Source organism: Saccharopolyspora sp. ASAGF58 (assembly GCF_012277335.1).
In the GTDB taxonomy this organism is placed as follows: Bacteria; Actinomycetota; Actinomycetes; order Mycobacteriales; family Pseudonocardiaceae; genus Saccharopolyspora; species Saccharopolyspora hattusasensis.
In genome coordinates this window covers 3,612,881-3,637,266 of record NZ_CP040605.1, presented here as the reverse complement: position 1 = coordinate 3,637,266, position 24,386 = coordinate 3,612,881, and the positions used below count along the sequence as shown (strand labels likewise).

Annotated in this window: 20 protein-coding genes, 2 tRNA genes and 1 other RNA gene; 7 read left to right on the top strand and 16 right to left on the bottom strand. The window is 68.6% G+C overall.

The genetic code is table 11. The features are described from left to right. Positions 1-3 precede the first annotated feature (3 nt). From FDZ84_RS17315 to FDZ84_RS17300, 4 genes are all read right to left on the bottom strand, one after another. Positions 4-1,344, bottom strand: coding sequence for an NAD(P)/FAD-dependent oxidoreductase (locus FDZ84_RS17315; protein WP_168586753.1), 1,341 nt, complete (start codon positions 1,342-1,344; stop codon positions 4-6). Beyond that, positions 1,337-1,576, bottom strand: a complete 240-nt coding sequence (locus tag FDZ84_RS17310; protein WP_168586752.1) for a DUF6158 family protein — start codon at positions 1,574-1,576, stop codon at positions 1,337-1,339. The genes FDZ84_RS17315 and FDZ84_RS17310 overlap by 8 nt, the downstream gene beginning before the upstream one ends. A 260-nt stretch (positions 1,577-1,836) precedes the next feature. Continuing rightward, positions 1,837-3,132: an MFS transporter gene (locus FDZ84_RS17305; protein WP_246869066.1), complete on the bottom strand. Its 1,296-nt coding sequence runs from the start codon at positions 3,130-3,132 to the stop codon at positions 1,837-1,839. A 392-nt stretch (positions 3,133-3,524) separates the two neighbouring features. Further along, positions 3,525-4,346, bottom strand: a complete 822-nt coding sequence (locus FDZ84_RS17300) for a GNAT family N-acetyltransferase (RefSeq protein ID WP_168586751.1) — start codon at positions 4,344-4,346, stop codon at positions 3,525-3,527. A gap of 66 nt (positions 4,347-4,412) precedes the next feature. On the opposite strand from FDZ84_RS17300, the gene FDZ84_RS17295 reads away from it, so the two are divergent. Next, positions 4,413-6,062: a DUF885 family protein gene (locus tag FDZ84_RS17295; protein ID WP_168586750.1), complete on the top strand. Its 1,650-nt coding sequence runs from the start codon at positions 4,413-4,415 to the stop codon at positions 6,060-6,062. 228 nt (positions 6,063-6,290) lie between these two features. Next, a complete protein-coding gene (locus FDZ84_RS17290; protein WP_168586749.1) occupies positions 6,291-8,252 on the top strand; it encodes a UvrD-helicase domain-containing protein in 1,962 nt (653 codons plus the stop codon). A gap of 90 nt (positions 8,253-8,342) precedes the next feature. Here the strand turns inward: FDZ84_RS17290 and FDZ84_RS17285 are convergent, their stop codons facing one another. After that, positions 8,343-8,741, bottom strand: a complete 399-nt coding sequence (locus tag FDZ84_RS17285) for a MarR family winged helix-turn-helix transcriptional regulator (RefSeq protein WP_168586748.1) — start codon at positions 8,739-8,741, stop codon at positions 8,343-8,345. An 87-nt stretch (positions 8,742-8,828) separates the two neighbouring features. On the opposite strand from FDZ84_RS17285, the gene FDZ84_RS17280 reads away from it, so the two are divergent. The 3 genes from FDZ84_RS17280 to FDZ84_RS17270 all read left to right on the top strand — a co-directional run bounded on the left by FDZ84_RS17280 (position 8,829) and on the right by FDZ84_RS17270 (position 11,952). After that, a complete protein-coding gene (locus tag FDZ84_RS17280) occupies positions 8,829-9,557 on the top strand; it encodes an SDR family oxidoreductase (RefSeq protein WP_168586747.1) in 729 nt (242 codons plus the stop codon). A 408-nt stretch (positions 9,558-9,965) separates the two neighbouring features. Continuing rightward, on the top strand, positions 9,966-11,177 hold the full coding sequence (locus FDZ84_RS17275) for an MFS transporter (protein WP_246869065.1): 1,212 nt from the start codon (positions 9,966-9,968) through the stop codon (positions 11,175-11,177). 100 nt (positions 11,178-11,277) lie between these two features. Further along, entirely contained in the window at positions 11,278-11,952 is a 675-nt protein-coding gene (locus FDZ84_RS17270) for a hypothetical protein (RefSeq protein WP_168586746.1), read from the top strand. A 293-nt stretch (positions 11,953-12,245) separates the two neighbouring features. Here FDZ84_RS17270 and FDZ84_RS17265 read toward each other — a convergent pair whose 3' ends face one another. Continuing rightward, the gene (locus tag FDZ84_RS17265; protein ID WP_168586745.1) at positions 12,246-12,626 is read right to left on the bottom strand and encodes a hypothetical protein; all 381 of its coding nucleotides are present in this window, start codon (positions 12,624-12,626) and stop codon (positions 12,246-12,248) included. Between the two features lie 195 nt (positions 12,627-12,821). Here FDZ84_RS17265 and FDZ84_RS17260 point away from each other — a divergent pair, with 195 nt between their 5' ends. Next, positions 12,822-13,820: an Lrp/AsnC family transcriptional regulator gene (locus FDZ84_RS17260; protein WP_168586744.1), complete on the top strand. Its 999-nt coding sequence runs from the start codon at positions 12,822-12,824 to the stop codon at positions 13,818-13,820. Between the two features lie 553 nt (positions 13,821-14,373). Here FDZ84_RS17260 and ssrA read toward each other — a convergent pair. The 7 genes from ssrA to FDZ84_RS17225 form a co-directional block, all read right to left on the bottom strand. Continuing rightward, positions 14,374-14,744: a transfer-messenger RNA gene (gene ssrA / locus FDZ84_RS17255) on the bottom strand. 83 nt (positions 14,745-14,827) lie between these two features. Then, positions 14,828-15,727 (bottom strand): amidohydrolase family protein, encoded by a 900-nt coding sequence (locus FDZ84_RS17250; RefSeq protein WP_168586743.1) that lies wholly within the window; start codon positions 15,725-15,727, stop codon positions 14,828-14,830. Then, positions 15,727-16,203 carry an SsrA-binding protein SmpB gene (gene smpB, locus FDZ84_RS17245; protein ID WP_010693918.1) on the bottom strand — a complete coding sequence of 159 codons (477 nt, stop codon included), beginning with the start codon at positions 16,201-16,203 and terminating at the stop codon, positions 15,727-15,729. Before smpB ends, FDZ84_RS17250 begins: the two co-directional genes overlap by 1 nt. Before the next feature lie 178 nt (positions 16,204-16,381). Further along, the gene (ftsX, locus tag FDZ84_RS17240; protein ID WP_168586742.1) at positions 16,382-17,284 is read right to left on the bottom strand and encodes a permease-like cell division protein FtsX; all 903 of its coding nucleotides are present in this window, start codon (positions 17,282-17,284) and stop codon (positions 16,382-16,384) included. 262 nt (positions 17,285-17,546) lie between these two features. Beyond that, positions 17,547-18,236, bottom strand: a complete 690-nt coding sequence (gene ftsE, locus FDZ84_RS17235; protein WP_168586741.1) for a cell division ATP-binding protein FtsE — start codon at positions 18,234-18,236, stop codon at positions 17,547-17,549. Positions 18,237-18,349: 113 nt separating this feature from the next. Continuing rightward, positions 18,350-19,456 carry a peptide chain release factor 2 gene (prfB, locus tag FDZ84_RS17230; RefSeq protein ID WP_168586740.1) on the bottom strand — a complete coding sequence of 369 codons (1,107 nt, stop codon included), beginning with the start codon at positions 19,454-19,456 and terminating at the stop codon, positions 18,350-18,352. A 116-nt stretch (positions 19,457-19,572) separates the two neighbouring features. Further along, on the bottom strand, positions 19,573-20,070 hold the full coding sequence (locus FDZ84_RS17225) for a PadR family transcriptional regulator (RefSeq protein WP_168586739.1): 498 nt from the start codon (positions 20,068-20,070) through the stop codon (positions 19,573-19,575). A gap of 294 nt (positions 20,071-20,364) precedes the next feature. Between FDZ84_RS17225 and FDZ84_RS17220 the strand changes: the two genes are divergently transcribed. Further along, entirely contained in the window at positions 20,365-20,646 is a 282-nt protein-coding gene (locus FDZ84_RS17220; protein ID WP_246869064.1) for a hypothetical protein, read from the top strand. A 58-nt stretch (positions 20,647-20,704) separates the two neighbouring features. On the opposite strand, the gene FDZ84_RS17215 is transcribed toward FDZ84_RS17220, so the two are convergent. The 3 genes from FDZ84_RS17215 to FDZ84_RS17205 form a co-directional block, all read right to left on the bottom strand. After that, positions 20,705-20,778, bottom strand: a tRNA-Met gene (locus FDZ84_RS17215). 366 nt (positions 20,779-21,144) lie between these two features. Continuing rightward, positions 21,145-21,221, bottom strand: a tRNA-Met gene (locus FDZ84_RS17210). A gap of 152 nt (positions 21,222-21,373) precedes the next feature. Continuing rightward, positions 21,374-24,265 (bottom strand): UPF0182 family protein, encoded by a 2,892-nt coding sequence (locus FDZ84_RS17205; RefSeq protein ID WP_168590138.1) that lies wholly within the window; start codon positions 24,263-24,265, stop codon positions 21,374-21,376. Positions 24,266-24,386 lie beyond the last annotated feature (121 nt).

The following is a 24,386-nucleotide window of genomic DNA, read 5'->3' as shown; positions in this document are numbered from 1 at the left end:
GGCTCAACCGGCGGCGCGGCCGTTCGGCCTGGGCAGGCCGCGGGTGTTGGCGGCCTTGACGAACTCGGCTCGGGGGTCGTGCAGTTCGCCGAGCGCGACGACCTGGCGGGGGAACGGCAGTTCCATCAGCCAGTCGCCGAGGATTCGGGCCTTGTGGGATGCGGTCGGCATCCTCATCAGGTGGTAGCCGCGGTGCAGCAGCCACGCCGGGAAGCCCTTGAGCTTGACCCCGTAGACCTCGGCGGCGCCCTGGAACAGGCCGAGCCCCGCCACCGACCCCGCGTACTTGTGCTTGTAGTTCAGAAGTTGTTCGCCGCGCAGCATCGCGAGGATGTTGTCGGCCAGCACCTTGGCCTGCCGGATCGCGTGCTGCGCCGACGGGCTGCACAGGGCGTCCGGGTCGCTGCTGGTCAGGTCCGGGACCGCAGCGCAGTCACCGGCCGAGAACACGTTGTGGGTGCCGCGGACCTGGAGCCTCGCCGTGCATTCGACGCGGCCCTTGGCGTCCCTCGGCAGGTCGCTGTCCTCCAGCATCGGGTGTGGCTTTACCCCGGCCGTCCACACCACGGTGTCGGCGTTGAACTCGTCGCCGTCGGAGAGCACCACATGACCGTCCACAAAGGACTTCGCGGTAGTGGTCAGCTTCACCTCGATGCCGCGTTCCTCCAGCCGCCCCTTGGTGTACTCGCTCATCGGCGGGCTGACCTCGGGCATGATCCGGCCCATGGCCTCGACCAGCACCCAGCGCATTTCCTGGGCCGAGACCTGCGGGTAGCTGCGGATCGCGTAGCGCGCCATGCTCTCCAGCTCGGCCATCGCCTCGATGCCCGCGTAGCCGCCGCCGACGAACACGAACGTCAGCAGCCTGCGGCGGAGCCGTTCGTCGGTGGTGCTGGCGGCGATGTCCAATCTGGACAGAACGTGGTTGCGCAGGTAGATCGCCTCGCCGATGGTCTTGAACCCGACGCCCTGTTCGGCCAGGCCCGGGATGGGCAGCGCCCGCGAGATCGAGCCGGGAACGACCACCAGCATGTCGTAGCCGAAGTGCTCGACCTTACCGTCGCCGAGGGTCGCGGTCAGCCGCTGCTGGGCGTGGTCGATGCCGGAGACCTGCGCGGTCAGTACCTCGCAGTTGCGCAGTGCCTCCCGCAGCGGCACCACCACGTGCCGCGGTTCGAGCGAGCCGGCCGCGGCCTCCGGCAGGAACGGCTGGTAGGTCATGTGCGGTTGGGTGTCGATCACCGTGACCTTGGCTTCGCCGGGCTTCATCTTCCGCTGCAGGCGCAGCGCGAGGGTCAGGCCGACGTGTCCGCCGCCGATGATCACGACGCGAGGCTCAGGCATGTTGCGGCTCTCCTCTCGCACCGGAGCGGGTGCGGCGGGGATCCACCGCACGTTCCGGGTGGCGCCGCAGGTACTCCTGTTCGAGTTCGAACGTGCGCGCCGTGTGCTCCCGCAGCGCATCCGGCGAGCCGTGCAGGAAGGTCTCGTTGCGGGTCTGGTGCAGGTGGCGCAGCTCCCGCAGCAGAAGTTCCTCGGCCAGCTCGTTGCCGGGAATTCCGGTGGTCGTGCTCATGTCGTCCTCCCGCATCGGCAGGCGGGCAGATCACGACGCCGCGGGGTCACGACGTCAGTGCCGGGATACCCGACGATCCGCGACCGGACACCTGCCCCTCGTGCGTCCAGCCTGTGGGGCGGCGGGCCGTTCGGCGACTCGATCGAGTTCGCCTGATCCGGACCGGGACCGGCGCGCGGTCGAGGGTGGCGATTTCGCGCGAAATCGGCGTTCGCCACGCCTGGCAGGTGGCGATTTCGCGCGAAATCGCCACCCCCTCGTCACCTGGGAAGGATCTCGGGGCTCAAGCCGCCCCGGTGGTGGGTTCGGCGCGGGGGCGGGGTGGCCGGGCGGGTCTCCGGGGTGCCGATCCAGGCCAGCAGGCCGAGCACCGCGGTGAAGCCGGTGACGGCGAACGCCGCGCCGTAGGACATCGTGTCGGCGAGCACACCGGCGATCAGCGGGCCGAGGATCGCGCCGAAGTCGGCGGACATCTGGAACGCGGCCAGCACCGGACCGCCCTTGCCCTTCCCGCCGATGATGTCGGCGACCGCGGCGCTCTGGGCGGGGTTGAGAATTCCGGCGCCCATGCCCGCGACCAGCGACGCGGCGAGGAACCACGGGACGGTGTCGGTGACGCCGAGCAACGCGGTGGCCAGACCGGAGACCGCGAGCCCGATGAGCGCCAGCGGCTTGCGGCCGCGCTTGTCCGCGATCCGGCCCGACAGTAGCAACACCGCGGCGTTGCCCAGCGCGAACACTGACAACGCGATGCCGGCCATTGACTGGGTGGAGCGCAGGACTTCGACCACGAACAGCGGGACCAGCGCGATGCGGACGCCAAAAACGGCCCAGCCGTTGCTGAAGTTCGACAGCATCGCCGCCCGGTAGGCGCGGTGGCGCAGCGCTTGGCCGACCGTCATCGTCGGCACGCCGGTGTCGGTCCGCGGCGCGGCCAGCGTGGACTTCCGCAGCATCAGCCAACCGATGAAGGCCGCGACGAACAACGCGATCCCGTAGGTGACGAACGGCAGGCGCAACGAGTAGCCGACCATGATGCCGCCGATGATCGGCCCGGAGACGTTGCCCAGCAGGAAACTCGTCGCCCACACGCCGGACGCGCGACCGCGCAGGTGCGGCGGGGCGAGGCGGACCAGCAGCGCCACGGCCGACACCGTGAACATCGTCGATCCCGTGCCGCCGAGGGCGCGGAAGATCAGCAACTGCCAGTAGGAACCCGCGAACGCGCAGGCGGCGGTGCTGATACCGACGATGCTGATGCCCCACACGTAGATGGAGCGCTCGCCGAAGAACGACACCAGGCGACCGCTGACCGGCGCGAATGCCAGCCGCATCAGGGCGAACGCGCTGATCACGAGGGAGGCCCCGGTGACACCGACGTCGAAGCTGGTGGCGAACGTCGGCAGCGCGGGCGCCACGATGCCCATTCCGACGGCGACGATGAAGCTGCCGACGACGAGGACCCAGATCTCGCGGGGAAGGGAACCGATGCCGGAATCGCCGGCGTTCTCGACGGGTTCGGTGGTCTCGTCCGCCGTTGCCGAACTGCCCGACACCGCTCCTCCAATGTATTTAGGCAAACTAAGCAAAACATGCGGCTGCGGCGCGGTAATCGAGCAACCGCGCCGCAGCGAATGTTTCGCGAGTGTTAACCGCCCTCTTCTCGCCGCTATTCCGGCTGACGTTCTGTTTCTGAAGCGGCGCAGCCGCTCTGCCCACGCTCGCAACGGCACCGGCGCGGATGCTCAACAGTGTCCTGCGGGGACACCCGCACCCCGGGGACCTGCGGGGACACCCCGCACCCCGAGGTCTGCGGCACCCCGCTATCTCGCGCCAACCACGTCGGGGCTGCATGATGTCGGGGATTTAACAGCGAGACGGCCCCTGAAGTTCCGTCACCCGCACCGCCACACAAACCGGGTCGAGAACAAGGTCCAAGCGGTCTTCGTCACAGCAGATCGTCGATCCGGCGCGCATAGGCGGTCACCGCGTAGACCACCTCGAAGCCGCAGGCCTCCGCGAACCGCTCCGCCGTCCCGCCCTCTTCGGTGTGCGCCGCGATCAGCAGCGCTCCGCGCCCGTGCAGTTCGTCAACGACGTCCGCGACCAGTTCCCGCCCGACGCCGCGACGCCGCCGGCCGGGCCGCACGACCACCTGCTCGACCAGGCCGATGCCGCGCTCGATGAAGCCCTGGGCGAATCCGGCGATGCGATCGGCGCCGGGGTCGTCGACGACGCGCAGCACGCAGCGCGGGTCGTCGATCCGGTGTCCGAAGTTGCGCAGCAGCAGCCGCTCGTCCGGGTCGGAGAGCCCGGCGTCGTCGGCGATCAGGTCCACGATCTGTGGCAAATCACGATCCACGGCTGGACGCGCCCCTCCCCTGGTGTCCTGGCGGAACCGGTGCAGCAGCGCCACGAGTTCTTCCACCGCGCGCCAACCGGCGTCGTCGGCGATGCCCTCGATCTCCGCGACCGTGGTCGGCGAGGCGTAGACGACGGCCTCGGCGCGGCCCGCCTCGGCGAAGACCTGCTCCAGTTCCAGCAGGGTTCCGGCGATCCCCGCGAGGGTTCCCCACAGGGCGCACGCGTGGTTCGCGGCGGGCAAGGGGTTGTCCTGGTTGAGCACCACCGTCGCCGCGCCAACCCGGGTGCGCAGCCCGTAGCGCACGACGGCCGATGCCAGTCGCGCGGTCTCGACCAGCCCTGCGAGGTCGCGGGCCTGCCTGGGGTGCAGCAGGGCTTCGTCGTCGGGGTCGTGCAGCGGATCCACCCGTTCATTGTCCCCGCCCCGTGCAACCCAGCGGTCAGCCGGACCGTTGAGGCAGGATGGAACGCTGTGAGCACGCCCGCACAACTCGCCGAGGAACTGCTGGCCGTCCTGTTCGACGCAGACCCGGTCGGCGCGACGCTCTACGGCATCCGGGACCGCGACGACCGGCTGGCGGACATATCCGCTGGGACCGAGCTCGCGCTGCGGGAACGCGCGGAGAACATCCGGGTCCGGGCGATGGCGGTGGACACCGCGCACGCCGATCTGGAGCAGCGGCTGACCATCGCGGTGGTCGTGCAGCAGGCGCAGGCGCTGGTCGACCAGTTCGACGCCCGCTTCCCCGAGTACACCGTGATCGGGAACCTGTTCGCGCCGGTCGCGGGCGTGCTGTTCCAGCTGGGCCAGGTGCCCGTCGCCGACGCGCAGCAGGCCGAGGACTTCTTGCTGCGGCTGCGGCAGATCCCCGAGTTCACCGCTGCGGCCGCGCAGCGGCACCGCGAAGGAGTCGCCGCCGGACGGGTCCCGGTTCGACCGCTCGTCGACAACGCGATCGAGCACCTCGACGGCTACCTCGCCGCGCCCGACGCCGACCCGCTGCTCACCCCGGAACTACCCGGCGCGGCGCTCGAGGAGGAGCGAAAGCGGCTGCTGGTCGACGTGGTGCATCCGGCGCTGCGAGAGTACCGGAACGTGCTCGCCGCCGAGATCGCCCAGCACTCGCGCCCCGCCGAGCAGCCCGGGCTGTGCTGGATCAACGGCGGCCGCGAGATCTACCGGCGACTGGTGCACAGCCAGACCACTACGGAGCACACCCCGGAAGAGTTGCACGAGATCGGGCGGACCCACCTCTCGTCGCTGCGCGGCGAGATCGGCGAACTCGGCGCGAAGATCTGGGGCGAATCCGATCCCGATGCGGTGCTGCGCAGGCTGCGGGCGGACCCGGCGTTGTACTGGCGGGACGGCGAAGAGCTGCTGACCGCCGCGCGCAGCGCGATCACCAGGGCCGAAGCCGTGGCGCCGCGGTGGTTCGGGCGGCTGCCGAGCCGGCCGTGCGAGGTGCGCCCGGTGCCCGGCACCGCGTCGGCCAGCACACCGATCGGCGTCTACCTGGCGCCGGCGCTGGACGGTTCGCGGCCCGGCGTGTACTTCGCCAACACCGAGCAGGCCGAGCAGCGGCCTCGGTTCGCCTCCGAGGTGATCGCCTTCCACGAGGTCGTGCCCGGTCACCACCTGCAGTTCAGCCTGGCCCAGGACCGCACCGACCTGCCGCTGCTGCGCAGGCTGATCAGCATCACCGCCTACACCGAGGGCTGGGGCCTCTACACCGAGCGGCTGGCCGACGAGATGGGGCTGTACTCCGACGACCTGGCGCGGCTGGGTATGGTGGTGCAGGACCTGCTGCGGGCCGCGCGGCTGGTCGTCGACACCGGACTGCACGAGTTCGGTTGGGGCCGGCAGCAGGCGCTGGACTACCTGCTCACGCACACCACGCTGTCCCGGCTGGAGGCCGCGTCCGAGATCGACCGCTACATCAGCATTCCCGGCCAGGCGTTGTCGTACCTGGTGGGACGCTTGGAGATCGAGCGGATCCGGCGCACGGCCCGCGACCGGCTCGGCGCCGCCTTCGACATCCGCCGGTTCCACGACGCGATCCTGGGGCACGGCGCACTGCCACTGTCCACATTGGACGTGCTTGTCCGTGAGGAACTCGCCTGACTCCTGCGACATCCAGGTGATCCGATCCGAGGCCGCCCGAAAACGACACGCAACGCATTAATGTCGATACCGAGCGTGCTCGAACCGTGGTCAACCACGCGGCGGCTGCGGCCGCCGACTTGAGCGGGTTTCCCACCGGATCCCGAGAGGCGTCATGAGCCGCGATTTCGACCCCCTCGCTCAGGTGCGCCGACCGGATGTGGGCGCCCCACGAGATACGGAGGCGCCGTGACCGGGACCTTCCACCGCCGCCAGGAAAGACTGCGCCGCGAAGCCGAGGAGGAGCTGCGCGACCGGCTGCTGCCGACGTGGCAGAACCGCGTGCTGCAGCGATTCGTGGCAGAGCGCGACAGCGGCTGGTACACGCTGCTCAACCAATTCGCGCCGCACACCCCGGGCAACCGCCCCGACGCCGTGCTCGTCGGGCCGCTCGGGGTACTGGTGGTCCTGCTGCGCGAAAGCGAACCCGAGTGGGAGGCCGCGCGGGCGGCGTTCAGGTGGACCGCAGAGCTGTTGGCCGGCGCGTCGATCGGATCGGGCAGGTTGACCGAATCGGTGGCCCGGACCGTGGTCGTGCATCCCGCCGACTTCAAGGGCCGGCGCGGGCACACCGGCGAGCACCTCACCGTTACCGAGGCCGAACTGGACCGGCTCCTGCGGCGCGGCGACCAGGTGCTGACGGGCGAAAAGGCGCTGGCCGTCGCCCGCCACCTGGACACCCTCACCTTCGACCTGACGCCGATCATGTGGAATCCGCAGCGGATCCCGCAGCAGCGCGCCCCCGCCCAGCGGGGGCGCCCAGCCGGGCCGTTCGGCGTCCACGACCTGCGCCGCGAGCAGGTCGAGCACGCCTTGGACCGGCCGTTCCGGGACTGGCGGATCTTCCTGGACGACGCCCAGCTCGCCGCGGTCCGGCGGCACTACTCCGGTCCGGCGCGGATCACCGGCCCGGCGGGCACCGGCAAGTCCGTGCTGGCCCTGCACCGGTTGGCCCACCTGGCACGGCGGTCCACCGGGAAGCTGCTGTTCACCACGCACCTGCGCAATCTGCCGTTGATCGCCGAGGCGCAGTTCCGGTCGCTGGCGCCGCAGCTCGCGGCGCGCATCGAGTTCACCCACCTGCACTCCTGGGCGTGGGACTTCCTGGCCGGGCGCGGGCGGGCCGCCGAGGTCGACGAGCAGCAGGTGGAGCAGGCCTTCGACGCGGTGTGGCAGCGCAGCGAGCTGACCGCGCCGCTGCGGAAATTCCGCGGTGCGCGCGGCTATTGGAAGGACGAGATCAACCGGGTGATCAAGGGGCGCGGGATCCGCTCGCTGGAGATCTACCGGACGGTTCCGCGCAAGGGTCGCGGCGTGAACCTGCCGGCCGAGTTCCGGGCCCACGTCTGGCAGTTCTACTGCGAGTACGAGCGCGCGCTGTCCGAGCGGGGCGTGTTCGACCACAACGACGTGCTGATGCGGGCGCTGGCGGAGCTCGAACGCCATCCGCTGCCCCGGCAGTACACCGCGGTGGTCGTCGACGAGGTCCAGGACCTGACGCTGATCGGGCTGCGGCTGGTGCACGCGATCAGCGGCGACGGGCCGAACCAGCTGCTGCTCGTCGGCGACGGCCAGCAGCAGGTGTACGCCGGTGGCTGGCGGCTGTCCGAAGCGGGGATCTCGTTGCAGGGGCGCGGGGAGATCCTGCGGCGCAACTACCGGAACCGGACCGCGATCGTCGAGCAGGCCGGGGAGCTCGACGCGATCAACCGGTTCGACGACCTCGACGGTGGTCGGGCGGTCCCGCTGCGCTCGGCGCTGCCGGTGCTGCGCGGCGGGCGGGTCGTCGAGTGGCAGGGCGACGACCAGGACGAGGCGCTGGTATCCGCGCTGCGGCGGCTCGACGACGGCAATGCGGCGGCGGTGCTCACCCGCACCAACGGCGCGGCCGAGCACTGGGAGAAGGTGCTTCGCGCAGCGGGTTTCGCGGTTCGGCCGCTAGACCGCTGGGATGGGCGAGATTCCGAGCCGATCCACGTCGGGACCGTGCACCGCGCCAAGGGCACCGAGTTCCGCAGCGTGTTCCTGCCCGACGAACCGCTGTTGTCCGGCGGCCACCGGGAAGAACGCGAAGCGCTGCACCGGCAACGCCTGGTCGCGGTAACCCGAGCCCGCGACTTCCTCTGGATGGGCGCCGTCGTCACTTCGTGAGTGCTGGAGCCGATTCTTACCGGAATGTCCACTCACGAGCTCCACCAGCAGTTCGTGAGTGCTGGATCCGGTTCTTGCCGGACTCAGCACTCACGAGTTTTCTTGCGCCAGGCGCACGAGAGCCGCGGCGTCCTCCGGGGGCAGGGAGCCCCAGCGCTCGGCGACCTGCGCGTTGAAGGCTTCGCGAAGCTTGCCCCCCAGGGCCATGCCCTCGTCGGTCAGGCTGAGCCGGCTGATCCGGCGGTCGTTGCGATCCGTCACGCGGGCCAGCAGGCCGCGTCGTTCCAGGCGGTCGACCATGCCGGTGATGTTGGTCTTGTCGCAGCCAAGCAACGCCGCGAGCTCGCCGGAGGACGGGGCGCGGTCCTTGAGCAGGCACAGCAGCTCGACCTGTTGCGCCGTCAGCCCGAAGTGGCGGGCGATGGCCGCGTAGAGCCCGCGTAGTTCGCGGTGCAACGCCATCAGGGAGCGCGAAAAGTCCGGGTCCATCGCCGCAGGTTACCTCGACGGTTGACATTCTCGACAAATTTAGTCGAGCATTTCGACTGATGATGACATCGACCAGCGGAGGCGGACTTGAGCAAGGTTGCCCTGGTGACGGGAAGCTCGCGCGGCATCGGCCGGGCCATCGCCGAGCGGCTCGGCGCCGACGGCATGAGCGTGGTCGTCAACTACCGAGCCGACCGGGCCGCCGCTGACGAGGTCGTCGCCAAGATCGAGGCCAGTAGCGGGCGAGCGACAGCGGTGCAGGCCGACGTCACCGACCCCGCGCAGCTGCGCGACCTGTTCGACGCTGCACAACGGCATTTCGGCGGCCTCGACGTGCTGGTGAACAACGTCGGCACCGCCCGCTTCTCGCCCGTCGCCGAGGCCTCCGACGAGGACTTCGACGTGCTGTTCGACACCAACGCCCGCGCCACCTTCACGGCCCTGCGAGAGGCGGCGAACCGGCTGCGCGACGGCGGCCGGATCGTGGTCATCTCCAGCGGTGTCACGGCGGCGAACCGGCCCGGCACCGGCCTCTACGGCGCGGCCAAGGCCGCTGGCGACCAGCTGGTGCGAGTGCTGGCGAAGGAACTCGGACCGCGCCGGATCACCGTGAACAGCGTGCGACCCGGCGCAACCCGCACCGATGCCCTGGCCGAACTGCAGCCCGAATCGGTCCTCGAGCAGATGGCCGCGCAGACCCCGCTGGGCCGCATCGCCGAGCCCGCCGACATCGCCGACATCGCGGCGTTCCTGGCCTCCGAAGACAGCCGGTGGGTCACCGGCCAGATGATCCACGCCGGCGGCGGCACCTTCTGAACACCTGGCCTGGACGATTTCTTTGAGCGTTTCCAACCTCTTCTTGCGTTGCGGTGCGGTGCGGTGCCGGTTGCGAGGGTGGGCCAAGGCAGCTACGCCGCTTACGGCAGCCCCTGTATCGCGGGACTTCAGGTGTCGCGGCGGCAGATCGACCAGGATGAAAATGCTCAAAGACAAACCAGGAGCTTGAATGTCAAGCAGCAGCCTTCTCGGTCCGGTGCGACCACGCGGTCGCCTCGTCGTAGAGGGTGCGGGTCCCGACCAGCATGTGGGATCGGCGCCAGAACGGGAATTCTCCTTCGCCGCAAGGCGTCTCCCACGAGTCGATCCCAGAACCCGCGCAGGTTGGGTGTCCTGACTGGCGCTCACCCCGTTCCCGGCGACGTGCGCGACCACTTAGGAGAAACCTTGACCGCTGTCCCGCATGCTCCCCAGGTCAGCGCGCCTGACCAGCCCGGGCGCTTATCGCGCGCCGCCGCGTTCTGGACCCTCGCCGCCACACTGCTGACGTTCATGTGCGCTGCCGCGGCCCCGTCCCCTCTCTACTCCGTCTACCAGGCCGAATGGCGCTTCTCCGCGATCACGCTGACGGTGATCTTCGCGGTCTACGCGATCGCGCTGCTCGCCGCGCTCGTCACCGTCGGCGCTCTCTCCGACCACGTCGGTCGCCGCCCGGCGCTGCTCGCCGCGCTCGCCATCACCGTCGCCATGGTCGCGTTCATCGCCGCCGACGGCAGCGGCTGGCTGCTGGCCGCACGCATCTTGCAAGGAACCGCAACGGGTTTGGCGACGGGCGCGACCAGTGCCTGCCTGGTGGACCTCCGCCCGCAACTCGCCCCGCTGATCAACACCGCCACCCCGGGCATCGGCCTCGGGGCCGGCGCGATCGGCTCGGGCCTGCTCGTCGAGTACGCGCCCGCCCCGACCACCCTGGTCTACGTGCTGCTCCTCGCGGCGTGCGCGGCGGGGGCCGTTGGCGTCGCGCTGATGCCCGAGACGTCGCCGCGGCGGCCCGGCGCCCTGGCCTCGCTACGGCCGGAGTTCGGCGTCCCGGGCAACGCCCACGGCCGATTCCTCGCCGTGGTGCCGATTCTCATCACCACCTGGTCCATGACCGGTTTCTACATGTCGCTCGGCCCGTCCCTGGCCATCGAACTGCTCGGCATCAACAACCACCTGGTGGGCGGGTTCGTGGTCTGCTGCCTGATGGGGACGAGCGCGATCGGCTCGCTGGTGTTCCGCCGGCGGAACCCGCGCGCCGCGATCATCGCGGGCTCGCCGCTCCTGCTGGTCGGGCTGCTCGGCACCCTCGCCGCGCTGGCCGCGACTTCGGCGCCGTTGTTCTTCGCCAGCACGATGATCACCGGGTTCGGCTTTGGCGGCGCGTTCCTGGGCGCCTTCGGCAGCGTGTCCCGGCTCGCCGAACCGAACCGGCGCGCAGCCCTGTTCGCGACGGTCTACACGGTCAACTACTCGGCCTTCAGCCTTCCCACGGTGGCGGCGGGAGTCGCCGTGACGCAGGTCGGTCTGGGCGTGACGGCCAACGCATACGCGATCGCGGTGGCGGTGGTGGCCGCCGTCGGTTTCCTCGCCGCGGTGCGGCTGCTGCCCAAGCACTGACCCCGGGCGCCTGGACCAAATCCACCCGGCTAAGGGGCCGGATCAGGGTGATTCCCGGGGTGCCACCGGATGTCCGCGGGCTAGGCGACCCGCAACCCTGGTGTCCGTGTCGAAAGGAACCTCGCAGCGTTGGCGGCAGGCCGTCGTTTGGCTGCACGTGATCACCTCGGTGGGCTGGATGGCGCAGGCGCTGGCGCTTTTCACCCTGCTGGCAACGAGTTTCACCAGTGACGACCTCGCGGTCCGGATCGGCGCGACCTCGATGGCGCACGTGGTGGACACGCACCTGCTCGCCCCGTTCGCGAACGCCGCGGCGTTCACCGGCTTCATGCTCGCGGCGTCCACGGCCTGGGGCTTCTTCCGGAACTGGTGGGTCCTGGTGAAGTTCGCGATCACCGTCGTCCAGCTCTACGCCGGGATCTTCATCCTCTCCGACGCGTTGGAAGGCTCGGCCGAAGCCGCCCGGGCAGGCCTGGCCACCCCGCCGCCAGCGCTGCTCGTCGGCACCGCGCTGATGGTCTCGGCGATCGCCTTCCAGGCGTGGTTGTCCATCGCCAAGCCCTGGCGCCGCACCTCCTGGGCCCCGAAGGCGAAGCTGCCGACCGCCTCGAACCGGGTCTTCGCGGCGGCGGTGGCGGCGCCGCTGATCGACATCGCCACCGGTCTGGTCCTAGGCTTCCCGTCACCGCTGTGCCAGCTCCTCGTACTGACCGCCCGCCTGATCTCCAGGCACCGGCAGGTCCGGCCTCATCTCGCCGGGAGCCGGTTGGCGTAGATCGCGAGGCTGCCGATCAGCAGCAGCGACCATCGAGAGCAGGCCCACCACCATGCTTCCGTTGGCGTCCTTGACGAAACCGATCGGCGTCGGGCTGAGGAAACCGCCGAGCGGCCGATGCTGTGATCAGCGCGATCCCACCGGCCGCGGCCGTGCCCTTCAGGTACGTCGACGGCATCGCCCAGAACACCGTGTACGACGCCACATGCACGCCGTCGCGACGACGATGGCGATCAGCGAAACCGCGAAGCTGCTGGCCGTGAAGGCCGCAACCGCGAGCGCGACGACGCTGATCAGCGCCGTGATCGAGCTGTGCAGGCGGCGTTCACCGGTGCGGTCGAGCGCCGCCCCAGCACGACCATCAGCACGATCGCGAACGCGTACGGCAGCGCCGAGTACAGGCCGATCCTGACGGTGTCGGTGAGCCCGTTCTCCTTCAGGATCATCGGCAGCCAGAAGCTCACCGCGTACAGGCCGCTGATCAGGCAGAAGTACCCGATCGCCAGGGCGTACACCCGCGGGTCGCGGAGCACCTCCCGGAAGCTGCGCGTCCCCTCGTCCCGGTCCACCGCGAGGTCCCGGCGCAGCAGTTCCTTCTCCTCGGCGCTGAGCCACTTCGCCTGGTCAGGGTGTCGGCCAGCGTCTTCCAGACGACGAACGCGAGCATCACGCACCCGGTTTCCGGGTCGATCACCCGCACGCCCGCCAGGACCAGTTCAAATTGCTGCTCGCCGCCAACCATGCGAAGCAGCGTCGGAGAAACCTCATCACAAGAATCGCATAACGATGGATATCCGTGCCTGTCCCGGTTTGAATGTTGGAAAACGACGCAGCCGTCACACGGCCGTCATGAGCGAGGAGGGTGCCGGGTGCTGGACGAAGTGGATCTCGCGCTGGTAGACGCCCTGCAGATCAACCCGCGAGCGAGCTGGACCGCGCTTGCCGAGGTGCTGGAGCTGGCGCCCATCACGCTGGCCCGCCGCTGGCAGCGGCTGACCGACGCCGGTGCCGCCTGGATCACCGTGGCGCTGGGCAACAGCTCCTCGAAGGGCGCGACCGTCGAGTTCGCCTGCGCACCGGGTAGTGCGGTGCAGGTCGCCGAGCGGCTCGCGGAGTTGCCGCACGTGATCACCGTCGGCGTGACCACCGGCGAGTACCAGGTGTTCGCGCTCGTCATGGCGCCGACGCTGGGTGCGATCTCCAACGTGCTGCTGCGGACCCTGCCGCTGCCGAAGGAGGTCACCAAGGTCCGCAGCCACGTCTTCGGAAGCACCTTCGGCGGCATCATCTGGCGGCTGGGCGTGATGAACCACAGCCAGGCCGAGCAGGTCCGGGAGTCCGTGGGTCCGCCGCCGCGGGACATCCGGCCGTTCGGCGCCGCCGACCGCGCCCTGTTCCTGGCGCTCGGCCACGACGGCCGCCGCAGCTACGCAAGTTTGGCAAGCGAGCTGAACGCCTCGCCACAGGCTGTGAAGCGCCGCCTCGACCGGCTCCGCCGGCACGGCAACATAACATTCCGCTGCGACGTGGCCCGCCCGCTGGCGGGCTGGCACACGATGGCGCTGCTGTGGCTGACGGTTCCCGACACCGAGGTGCAACGCATCGGCAAATCCCTGGGCAGCTGGCCGGAAACCCGGCACTGCGCGGCGGTGACGAGCCCGACGAACCTGGGCCTGATCGTGGGCCTGCGCTCCCTGAACCACCTGGACGAACTGCTGATCCGAATCGCCCACGAACACCCCGACGCCAAGGTGGTGGACCGCAAATTGGTCCTGCGGACGACGAAGGTCCACGGACGCATCCTCGACGACCAGGGCCGAAGCACCCGAGTCGTCCCGGTAGACCCCTGGGCAGCCCTCCTGACCTGACGGGCCCGCGAGCCCTTTGGGCACCTATGGCAACCCAAAGACTTCGGGCCTACCGGCAGCGTCACCCCGTTGCCGAAGGCTCGGCCAAGTGGGGCCCGTGAGTACTTTTAGGCGCTATAGCAACCAAAAACGCTCACGGGCCCTGAAACGCGACCCCCCAGGCCCCCAGGCCCCCAGCCCCCAGGCGCCTCAGGACTCGTCCTCGACGCCGTGACGAGGGCTGGTCGCCAACCAGGCCCGGAACGGCCCCCAACGCAAGAAACCCACGCAACCCCACCACCGCGCCGTGGGGGACGGAGACTCGCCCCCAAAAAGGATGCGGAAGAGAAATAGCCAAGCGCCCCACGCAAGCAGCGCACCTCACTCACGCAGAGGTGCCGGGAATCAAACGGAAGGCTGGTCCGAGAGCAGACCGGGAACGCTCCGCAACGCAAGAAGCCGACGCAACCCCACCACCGCACCGTGGGGGGTCTCGGGGGGCTCGGCCCCCCGGCCAACACAACGAAGAGAGCCCCGTCTGCGCTTTCCGCAGACAGGGCTCTCCTAGCTCTCGAAGTGGAGGTGCCGGGAATCGAACCCGGGTCCTCCGTCGCCTCACCAAGACTTCTCCGTGCGCAGTCCGCTGTGTCTCTGCTCGGCTTCACCGGTCTCGCGAACTAGCCGGTGTGACAAGCCCAGTCGCTGTTAGATGTCCCGCCAGGTCCCGCGACCGGACCTGGCGGTAAGAGCCTCCTAGCTGATGCCGGATCCCGGGTCGGAGGCAATCCCGGTCCGACAGAGTCGCTCCTCGCTCAGGCGGCGAGGGCGAACTCGCGCTGACTCTTGTCGGCGCTTATTCAATTGCGGCGACGCTCACGGTGGTCTTCCGCCTGCACCGGCACGCTTCCCTTGGATCAACGTACGGAGTCGAAACCGTTCACCCCCTTGCCGCCGGCTCGGCCTTCGAACCGGTGTACACCAGCATAACGCTTCGCTTCCCGGCGATCATTCCCATATCCCTCAAACGATCAAGTTCCTAGCCCGAGCAGCCTGGACGGCGTGCCATGCAGCACGGCGCGCAGGAAGTCCGCGCCGAGCCGGTCGTCGGCTTCGGCCCAGCTCGCGATGGCCGCGAGCTGCTCGGCGTACGGATAGGGGATATTCGGGAAGTCGGTGCCCAGCACGATCCGGTCAGCGTGCGCGGCCAGCCTGGCCGACCAGTCCGCGGGCAGCGGAGCGATTCGCTCGGTGAAGGCGACGCCAACCATCGTGGTGTCGAGGTGCACGCCGGGATAGCGGTCCACGAGGTCCAGCGCCGCCGCGTAGTCGGGCATTCCCGCGTGCGCCAGCACCGCGACCAGTCGCGGGTGGCGCCGGAGTACGCCCTCGAACACGTCGAGCCCGGTGTGCTCGCCCTTCCGCGGACCGTCGCCGCAATGCACCACGACCGGCACACCCGCCTCAGCCAGCAACCCCCACGCGGGATCGAGCAATGCGTCGCGCGGGTCGAAAGCACCGACCTGGACGTGCGCCTTCACGCACCGCGCACCGGCATCGACCGCTTTGGCCAGGTAGTCCGCGACCGAGGGTTCCGGGAAGATCGTCGCCGTCGGCACCGCGTCAGGGGTGCGGTCGGCGAAGTCGAGCGCCCAGTCGGTCAGCCAGGCCGCCATGCCCGGCCGGTGCGCGTAGACCAGCGGCGCGAAAGTCGTCACCCCGAGATCGCGGAGCGCCTGGATCCGGGCTTCCTCGGTGTGCCGGTAGTGGATCGGCCACTCGAAGCCGTAATGCGTGGTCCCCTCGTCGAAGTAGGCCCAGACCTTGCGCAGCACCCGCTCCGGCAGGAAGTGCGTGTGGATGTCGACCAGCCCGCGCAGCCCCAACTCGGCCGTCCAGGCCGGCACCTCCGCATCGTTGCGCGGCGGCACTACCGCATGCCCTTGCGCGCGCGCCCGATGGCCTTCTGCATCTCCCTGTCCGCGTCGCGCTTGGCCAGGTCCTGCCGCTTGTCGTGGGCCTTCTTGCCTCGCGCGAGGGCGAGTTCGACCTTCGCCTTGCCGTCGCTGAAGTACAGCGACATCGGGATCAGGCTCAGCCCGCTCTCCTTGATCTTGCCGATCAGCCGGAGGATCTCGTGCTTATGCAGCAGCAGTTTGCGGGACCGGCGCGGCTCGTGGTTGGTCCACGTCCCCTCGGTGTACTCGGGGATGTGCACGTTGCGCAGCCAGACCTCGCCGTCGTCGACGGTGGCGAATCCGTCGACCAGCTGCGCCTTGCCCTGCCGCAGGCTCTTGACCTCGGTGCCGGTCAGCACGATGCCGGTCTCGTAGGTGTCCAGCACCGCCCAGTCGTGCCGCGCCTTGCGGTTCTGCGCGATGACCTTGCGGCCGCGTTCCTTCACCATACGAACAACTCTAGCTTTCGTGTCACGTGACTTTCGGTACCGCCGTTCGCAACTCGAACCGCGGTACCGGTAATCCCGCTACAGCCGCTGATCTTTGTCGGGATCCCGGAGACCAGGCGGCGTCTGAGGTCCCGCTCGCTACCCGCACCGCAACGCAGGACGAGCCTGGAAACAGCCTCTACAGCCGGACGTAGAGGCGGAGGGTGACGTAGCCGGTGACTGCCGAGACGGCCGCCGCGACGAGCAGCAGGATCGGCGAGACCAGGGCGATGTCGCCCCATTCCACGCGGGGGATGATGCCGGTGCCGAACACCGGCGACAGGGCCCGGTCGAGGAATGCCACCTTGATGATGACGAGGCCGATGATCCCCAGGAACGCACCGATCAGACCGGAGACCACCGCCTCCAGCAAGAACGGCAACTGCGTGTACCAGCGAGTGGCACCCACCAAGCGCATGATGCCGGTCTCAGTGCGCCGGGTGAACGCCGAAAGCTGGATCGTGTTGGAAATCAGCAGCAGCGCGGCGAGCGCCTGGACCAGCGCGATGAAGAACGCGCCATTGCGGACGACATTGAGCCCGTCGAACAGCCGGTTGAGATAATCGGCCTGGTTGACGACGCTGTCCACACCGGGACGCCCGCTGAACTGCTGCTGAAGCGCCGGGAAGCGCTCCTGGTCGGACAGCTTGACGCGCAGCGAGGCCGGCATCGCCTCGGCACGGGCGACGTCGCGCAGCTCAGGCTGCGACTCGAAGACCTTGTTGAAGTTCTCGAACGCCTTCTGCCGGTTCTCGAAGGCCACCGACTCCACGCCGGGCACGCGCTTGAGGTCGGCCATGATGTTCGCGCAGGGCTGCTGGGTGCAGTCGTTGTCGTTGGCGCTGACGTCGTCGGTCATGAACACCACGACCTCGACGCGGTCCTGGTAGGTCTCCTGCATCTTGTCGATCATCCGGACCACGAGGAGACCGCCGCCGAGCAGACCGACCGAGATGGCGGTCGTCAGGATCATCGCGATGGTCATCGTCACGTTGCGCCGAAGGCCGTTGACGACCTCGCTGAATACGAAGCTCGCGCGCATCTTGTGTCAGCTTTCCTGCCGGTCGGGGGTTTTGTCCTCGGGTGCGGGTCGGGTGCCGTCGGGGCTAGGTCGTGTCTTATAAGCGGCGGTAGCCGCTTGCGGTGTGGGAATCAACTCGCACCGCCGCGGGTTCTCAGATGTCTCCTCGCGAGGACAGCCCCGACGTGGTGAATGGCATTCATGATGCCGGGGATCCCAAAGCGAGGTGGCCTCTGAGGTTCCGCCACCCGCACCGCTACGCAAACCAATTTCGAAACACTCCCTAGCGGCCGACGCCGTAGACGCCGCGGGCATCGTCGCGGACGACCCGGCCGAGGCTGAGCTCGACGACGCGGCGCCGCATCGAGTCGACGATGGAGTGGTCGTGCGTGGCCATGACCACCGTGGTGCCGGTGCGGTTGATCCGCTCCAGCAGCAACATGATGTCCTGGCTGGTGTCGGGGTCGAGGTTTCCGGTCGGCTCGTCGCAGAGCAGCACCAGCGGCCGGTTGACGAAGGCCCGCGCGATCGCGACGCGCTGCTGCTCACCACCGGAGAGCTCGTGGGGCATCCGGTCGGCCTTGCCCTCCAGGCCGACCAGCTGCAGCACCTGGGGCACCACGCGGCGGATGTCGTTGCGGGGCTTGCCGATCACTTCCAGCGCGAACGCGACGTTCTCCGCGACGGTCTTGTTGTTCAGGAGCCGGAAGTCCTGGAACACGCAGCCGATGCGCTGGCGCAGCCGCGGGACGCGGCGCCGCGGCAGTTTCGCGACGTTCCAGTCGGCGACGAAGACCCGTCCGCGGGTGGGCACGTCCTCGCGCAGCAGCAGCCGCATGAACGTCGACTTGCCGGACCCGGAAGGCCCGATGAGGAACACGAACTCGCCCTTTTCGATGCCCACCGAGACATCGTCGAGAGCGGGCCTGGTCGACGTCTTGTACGTCTTGGACACGTGCTCAAGGCGGATCACGGGGCGTGAGTTTACCTGCGACCGTTAGGGGGACATCACTCACCCAGACCGGCGGCTGTACCGGCGATCACCTGCGGGTTCGTCGCCGGTCAGGGCCCTGCGCGCGGTACTGGTCAGGCCACGCTCTGTTGCTGGCGGCGCCAGCGGATGCCGGCCTCCAGGAATCCGTCGATGTCGCCGTCTAGCACCGCGTCGGGGTTGCCGACCTCGTGCTCGGTGCGCAGGTCCTTGACCATCTGGTACGGGTGCAGCACGTAGGAGCGCATCTGGTTGCCCCAGCTCGACCCGCTGTCCTTGAGGGCGTCCAGCTCGGCGCGCTCCTCCTCCTTCTTGCGGGCCAGCAGCTTGGACTGCAGGACGCGCATCGCGGCGGCCTTGTTCTGCAGCTGCGACTTCTCGTTCTGGCAGGACACCACGATGCCGGTCGGGATGTGCGTGATGCGCACGGCGGAGTCGGTGGTGTTCACACTCTGCCCGCCGGGGCCCGAGGAGCGGAAGACGTCGACCCGGATGTCCTTCTCCGGGATGTCGACGTGGTCGGTCTCCTCCACGGCCGGCAGCACCTCGACGCCGGCGAAGGAGGTCTGCCGCCGGCCCTGGTTGTCGAACGGCGAGATCCGCACCAGCCGGTGGGTGCCCTGCTCGACCGAGAGAGTGCCGTAGGCGTAGGGGGCGTTGACCCGGAACGTGGCCGACTTCAGGCCAGCTTCTTCGGCGTAGGAGGTGTCGTAGACCTCCGCCGGGTAGGAGTGCCGTTCGGCCCAGCGCAGGTACATCCGCATCAGCATCTCGGCGAAGTCGGCCGCGTCGACGCCGCCGGCCTCGGCGCGGATGGTCACCATCGCCTCGCGCTGGTCGTACTCGCCGGAGAGCAGCGTGCGCACCTCGAGGGCTTCGAGGTCCTTCTTGAGGCGGTCCCGCTCCTCGTCGGCCTCGGACAGCCCGGCCGAATCGCCTTCGTCTTCGCTGAGCTCGTAGAGCACTTCGAGGTCTTCGAGGCGCTGCCGCAGCTCGGTGATCTTGCGCAGTTCGGCCTGGCGGTGCACGAGCTGGCTGCTGACCCGCTGCGCGTGCTCGACGTCGTCCCACAGATCCGGCTTGGCGGCCTCGGCCTCGAGCTCACCGATCTTCGCGCGCAGCGCGGCCAGATCCATCACGCTCTCGATGCCTTCGAGGGTGTTGGCCAGTTCTTTGAGCGAGGCAGCGACGTCGGGATTCACAGTGCTCAGCGTACTTCACCGAGCACGGGCCGCCCACGAGGACGGCCCGTTTCCGCCGTGAGTGGTTCTGGCCATCGAGGTGACCCCCGCCACTCACGACGGTTCGGCCCGGGAACTCAGTCCGGAATCGAGTCCAGCAGCTTGATGATCGCCCGGTTGTAGGACACGGTGAAGTCCGCGGCCGCCTTCTCGTACGGGTCGGTCACGGCCTTGGCCGCGTTCTTCGCCTCGTCCATCTTCACCGCGTACTGGGCTCGGGCCGACTCGACCAGCCCGGATCGCTGCTTCGGCGTCAGGGAACCCGAGTAGACGAGCCGGAGGATCAGCGGGCTGCGGACGTTGTCCGGCCCCGGCTCGGTGTTCAGCCACGACTTGAAGGCGCGCTTGCCGGCGGCCGTGATCGCGTACTGCTGGCTGGAGCGCGGCCCCTGCTTGCCGAGGCGCAGCAGGCCGGCGTCGGTCAGCGCGGGCAGCTCGCGGTATACCTGGCTGCGGGTCACGCTGAAGAACCCTCCGAAGCGCTCGGTGGCGGCAGCAACCAGCTGGCCACCGGTCTTCGGACCTTCGTGCAGTAGTCCCAACAGGGCAGCGGATGTCGCATTCAGCTCGGTCACAACTTCCACGGTGCCATGCCTTCGCGTCGCTGTCCACAGTGGTCCCCAGTTCTGTCCACAGTGGTTGCAATGGACTGGTCCAAGTGGACGAACGATTGCGCCATTGGCGCGCGCTCCAGACGACTGGCGGGGCGGCGGCACCGGACACGGGGCGCACACGTTCGCGGTCGCATGTCTGCACGTATTGCGACGAGGATTCGCCCGGTTCGCCTGGATGGGGGGTCTTCGCGGCGCAATGAGGTGCTATCACGTTGCGGAGCCGCACCACTACGGCAAGTCACTAGCAATCTGCATTTGGCCGACAAGTTGGCGGCCGATGAGCGGCCGATTCAGGAGGTGCTGGGCGTGCATCGCAGCTGGTTGCGCACCAAGGTCAACGAGAGCAAGACGAAGATGACCAACAAGGTCACCGAACAAGCCAAACGAGCCAGGTCACTGGTACCCGTGCAGAGAGAAGGCGAAACAGACGCCTGCATGGTGTGCGGACGAGCGATGCGCCCGTCAGGAGTGGTGCGGGGAGAAGGAAGGGTCTGCTCCCCGACCTGCGCCCGCCAATGGGCCGAAGGCCTCAAATAACCGGAAGACCCAAGCAAACGGTAAAGCCCCCGACCTAAGTCGGGGGCTTTACCATTAGTAGCGGGGACAGGATTCGAACCTGCGACCTCTGGGTTATGAGCCCAGCGAGCTACCGAGCTGCTCCACCCCGCGCCGTCTGCGTTTTTCTCTTGTACGGAGTACTCTACACACCCCCAAAACTCCCGGAACAAGGGGGTCCCCCAAACCTCGAAACCTCACCCCACCAGCAAAAATCCAAAAACCAAGCCGACAACGACCACCCAACAGGCCCAAGCGCCGAAAACCACCCAACGCAAAGTCCACCGCAAGCCGCCACCCCAGCCCGAACACACCGAACGAAAAGGCTGGTCCAGAACCCAGGCCGGGAACGCTCCCCAAAGCGGGAAGCCAACGAAGAGCGACCACCGCACCGTGGGGGCCTACGGGGGCTCGGCCCCCGTAAAGAAATAAGGACAACGGGAAAAGCCCCCGACAAAGTCGGGGGCTTGAACACCGGAATGGTAGCGGGGACAGGATTCGAACCTGCGACCTCTGGGTTATGAGCCCAGCGAGCTACCGAGCTGCTCCACCCCGCGTCGTTGTGTACCCAACCTTACGGGGCGATGAAGCGTATTGCAAATCGCCTGGCCACAGAAGTGACGCACGGCATTCGCACTCGATCGGTACCCCGGAAAAGCGACGGGGCGGGGACCGCCTGCACGATCCCCGCCCCGGTCGTCGGCGTCGATCAGCCGCCGCTGCCCTGCGCCTGCTCGAACCGCTTGACCGCGTCGTCGAGCTGCTGGTAAGCCGCGCCGAGGTCGGCGAAGTTGCCGGACTGCTGGGCCGCCCGGACGTGCTCCAGGGCCGCCCGGATGTCCGTCACCGCCTGGGACAGCTGGGGGGTGCTGCCGGGCATCGGCGGCTGCTGGTTCTGCGCCGACGGCGGCTGCTGGCCGTTCTGGCCCGGGTTGGTGGCCTGCCCCGCCCCGGAACCGAACACCTGCTCCAGCGCTCCGGCCAGGGTCTCGGAGAACCCGACCTTGCCGCCGAAGGACACCAGCACCCGCGCCAGCTGAGGGTAGGAGTTCTGCTCGTTGCGCTGGATGTAGATCGGTTCGACGTAGAGCAGACCGCCCGCGACCGGGAGGGTCAGCAGGTTGCCGAAGATCGCGGTCACGTTCGGGTTGTTGAACAGCGTCCGGTTCTCGGTGACCGCGGGCGTCGACTCCATCTGGTTCTGGACCTGGTTCGGGCCCGGTGTCGAGTTGTTGGTCGGCAGCCGCAGCACCGTGAGCTTGCCGTAGCTGTTGGGCTCGGAGGACGCCGAGACCCAGGCCGCCAGGTTTTCGCGGCGCAGCGCGGTGAGCGCGCTGGTCAGCTGGAACTCGGGCCTGTCCTGGCCCTGGACCTGGGCGAGCACGTAGTACGGGGGCTGCTGCCCCGCGGTCGTGGCGGCGTTACCGCGGCCGGTCGGGTCGGACGGCACCTGCCAGAAGGTCTGGCTGGAGAAGAAGTCGCCCGGGTTGTCGACGTGGTACTGGGTGAGCAGCGTCCGCTGCACCTTGAAGATGTCCTCCGGGTACCGGAAGTGGTCGCGCAGCTCGGGGCTGATCGCGCTCTGCGGCTTGACCACACCCGGGAAGACGCCTTCCCAGGCCTTGAGGACCGGGTCCCTGTCGTCGACCGAGTAGAGGTCGACGGTGCCGTCGTAGGCATCGACGGTCGCCTTCACCGAGTTGCGGATGTAGTTGATCTGCTGGTTGGGCTGCCGCTCGACACCGGTGAGGGTGTCGTTGGTGGCCGCACCGAGCTCGGTTAGCTCCGAGTACGGGTAGTTGTTCAGCGTCGTGTAGCCGTCGACGATCCACTTGACCTTGCCGTCGACCACGGCCGGGTACGGGTCGCCGTCGAGCTTGAGCCACGGCGCAACCTTCTGCACCCGGTCCCGCGGGTTCCGCTCGTAGATGATCTTGGAGTTGTCCCCGATCGCACCGCTGAACAGGAAGTTCCGCTCGCCGTAGTTGGCGGCGAACACCATGCGCTGGAACAGGCTGCCGACGGGGACACCGCCCGCGCCCGTGTAGGTGTACTGCTGCTGGTCGGTGTCGTACTCGCGCGGCGCCTCACCGGGGCTGCCGCCGACGATCGCGTAGTCGTTGCGCCCCACCAGCTCGCCGTAGTACACCCGCGGCTGCTTGACCGGGATCGCGCCCTGGCCGTTGTTGGCCACGTCGCTGATCTGGAAGACCGGGTAGCCACCCTGGGTGGCGCCCTCCTTGAACGTCGAGTCCACCCGGTCGGCCGGCGCGGCGACGAAGCCGTTGCCGTGCGTGTAGACAGTGTGCCGGTTGATCCAGTTCTGCTGGTTCACGGCCAGGCCGTCGGTGTTGATCTCGCGCAGCGCGACGAGATAATCCCGCAGGTTGCCGTTGGTGTCCCGGTACCGGTCGACGTCCAGCTTGTCGGTGAACCCGTAGAAGTTGTACTGCTGGGTCAGCTGGGTGAACGTCGGGGCCAGCACGTTCGGGTCGAGCAACCGGATGTTCGGGATCGTGCCCTTGTCCGCGGCCACATCGCTGGGCTGCAGCTGGGTCCGGCCCGGGTAGTCGACGAACTCGACGTTGGGCTCGCCGATGTTGAACGCCGCCTTCGTCGCCGCCAGGTTGCGCTCGATCGACTGCGCCTCCCGCTGGTTCGCGTTGGGGCGCACCGAGAACTGCTCCATCAGCGCCGGCCAGACCGCGCCGACCACCACGCTGGAGAGCACCAGCAGCACCGTTGCCAGCGCCGGGATCTGCAGGTTCTTCAGGAAGATCACGGCGAAGAACGCGATGGCGCAGAACACCGCGATGCACATCAGGATCAGCTTCGCGGGCATCACCGCGTTCAGGTCGGTGTAGCTGGCACCGGTGAACAGCGGGTTGCGCGAGGACAGCAGCAGGTCGTAGCGGTCCAGGAAGTAGTCGACCGCCTTGAACAGCACGAACAGGCCCGCCAGCACGGCCAGCTGGACGCGCGCGGGCATGGACAGCTGCCCGGAGCGGCCCGCCAGCCGAATGCCGCCGAAGATGTAGTGCGTGATCAGCGCGCCGATGAAGGACACGGTGACCGCGATGAATCCCCACGACAGCAGGAACCGCCAGAACGGCAGCTCGAAGGCGTAGAAGCTGATGTCCTTGCCGAACTCGGGATCGACCTGCCCGAACGGAACGCTGTTGAGGAACAGCTGCAAGGTCTGCCAGTCGGCCTGCGCGGCGAGTCCGCCGATTACGCCCACCACGATCGGCACCCCGAGCCCGAAGAGGCGGGAGCGCTCGGTGGCGACGGTGCGGTACCGGGCCAGCGGATCGTCCGGCCCGCTGACCGGCACGAACACCGGCCGGTTGCGGAAGGCCAGCCAGAGGTTCAGGGCCAGCACGCCGCCGAGGAAGACGGCCGCGGCCACCCCCAGTCCGGCCCGGGACGCCAGTTGAGTGGTGAAGACCTGTCGGTAGCCGACCTCACCGAACCACAGCCAGTCCACGTAGGTGCCCAGCAATCGCGATCCGGCGATCAGGGCGACCAGCACGATGCCGCCCAGGATCAGCAGGATCCGGCTACGCCGGGATAGTTTCGGCATTCCTACCGGGGGCCGCATGGCCACAACGCACGCTCCTGGTGACGATCAGCAGGCCTTGGGCGATACCGGCGGACGGCCGCCCTCGTGATGTTCAACTCTACGTCCCCATCGAGAAGTTCCTGGAAGCGGCTTCGCGAAC

What these genes read in the sequence shown, in the direction of transcription:
- FDZ84_RS17285 (WP_168586748.1), bottom strand. Translation starts at nt 8,741, where the DNA reads ATGGACCCGGACTTTTCGCGCTCCCTGATGGCGTTGCACCGCGAACTA.
- FDZ84_RS17315 (WP_168586753.1), bottom strand. Translation starts at nt 1,344, where the DNA reads ATGCCTGAGCCTCGCGTCGTGATCATCGGCGGCGGACACGTCGGCCTG.
- FDZ84_RS17310 (WP_168586752.1), bottom strand. Translation starts at nt 1,576, where the DNA reads ATGAGCACGACCACCGGAATTCCCGGCAACGAGCTGGCCGAGGAACTT.
- smpB (WP_010693918.1), bottom strand. Translation starts at nt 16,203, where the DNA reads ATGGTGAAGGAACGCGGCCGCAAGGTCATCGCGCAGAACCGCAAGGCG.
- FDZ84_RS17205 (WP_168590138.1), bottom strand. Translation starts at nt 24,265, where the DNA reads ATGCGGCCCCCGGTAGGAATGCCGAAACTATCCCGGCGTAGCCGGATC.
- ftsX (WP_168586742.1), bottom strand. Translation starts at nt 17,284, where the DNA reads ATGCGCGCGAGCTTCGTATTCAGCGAGGTCGTCAACGGCCTTCGGCGC.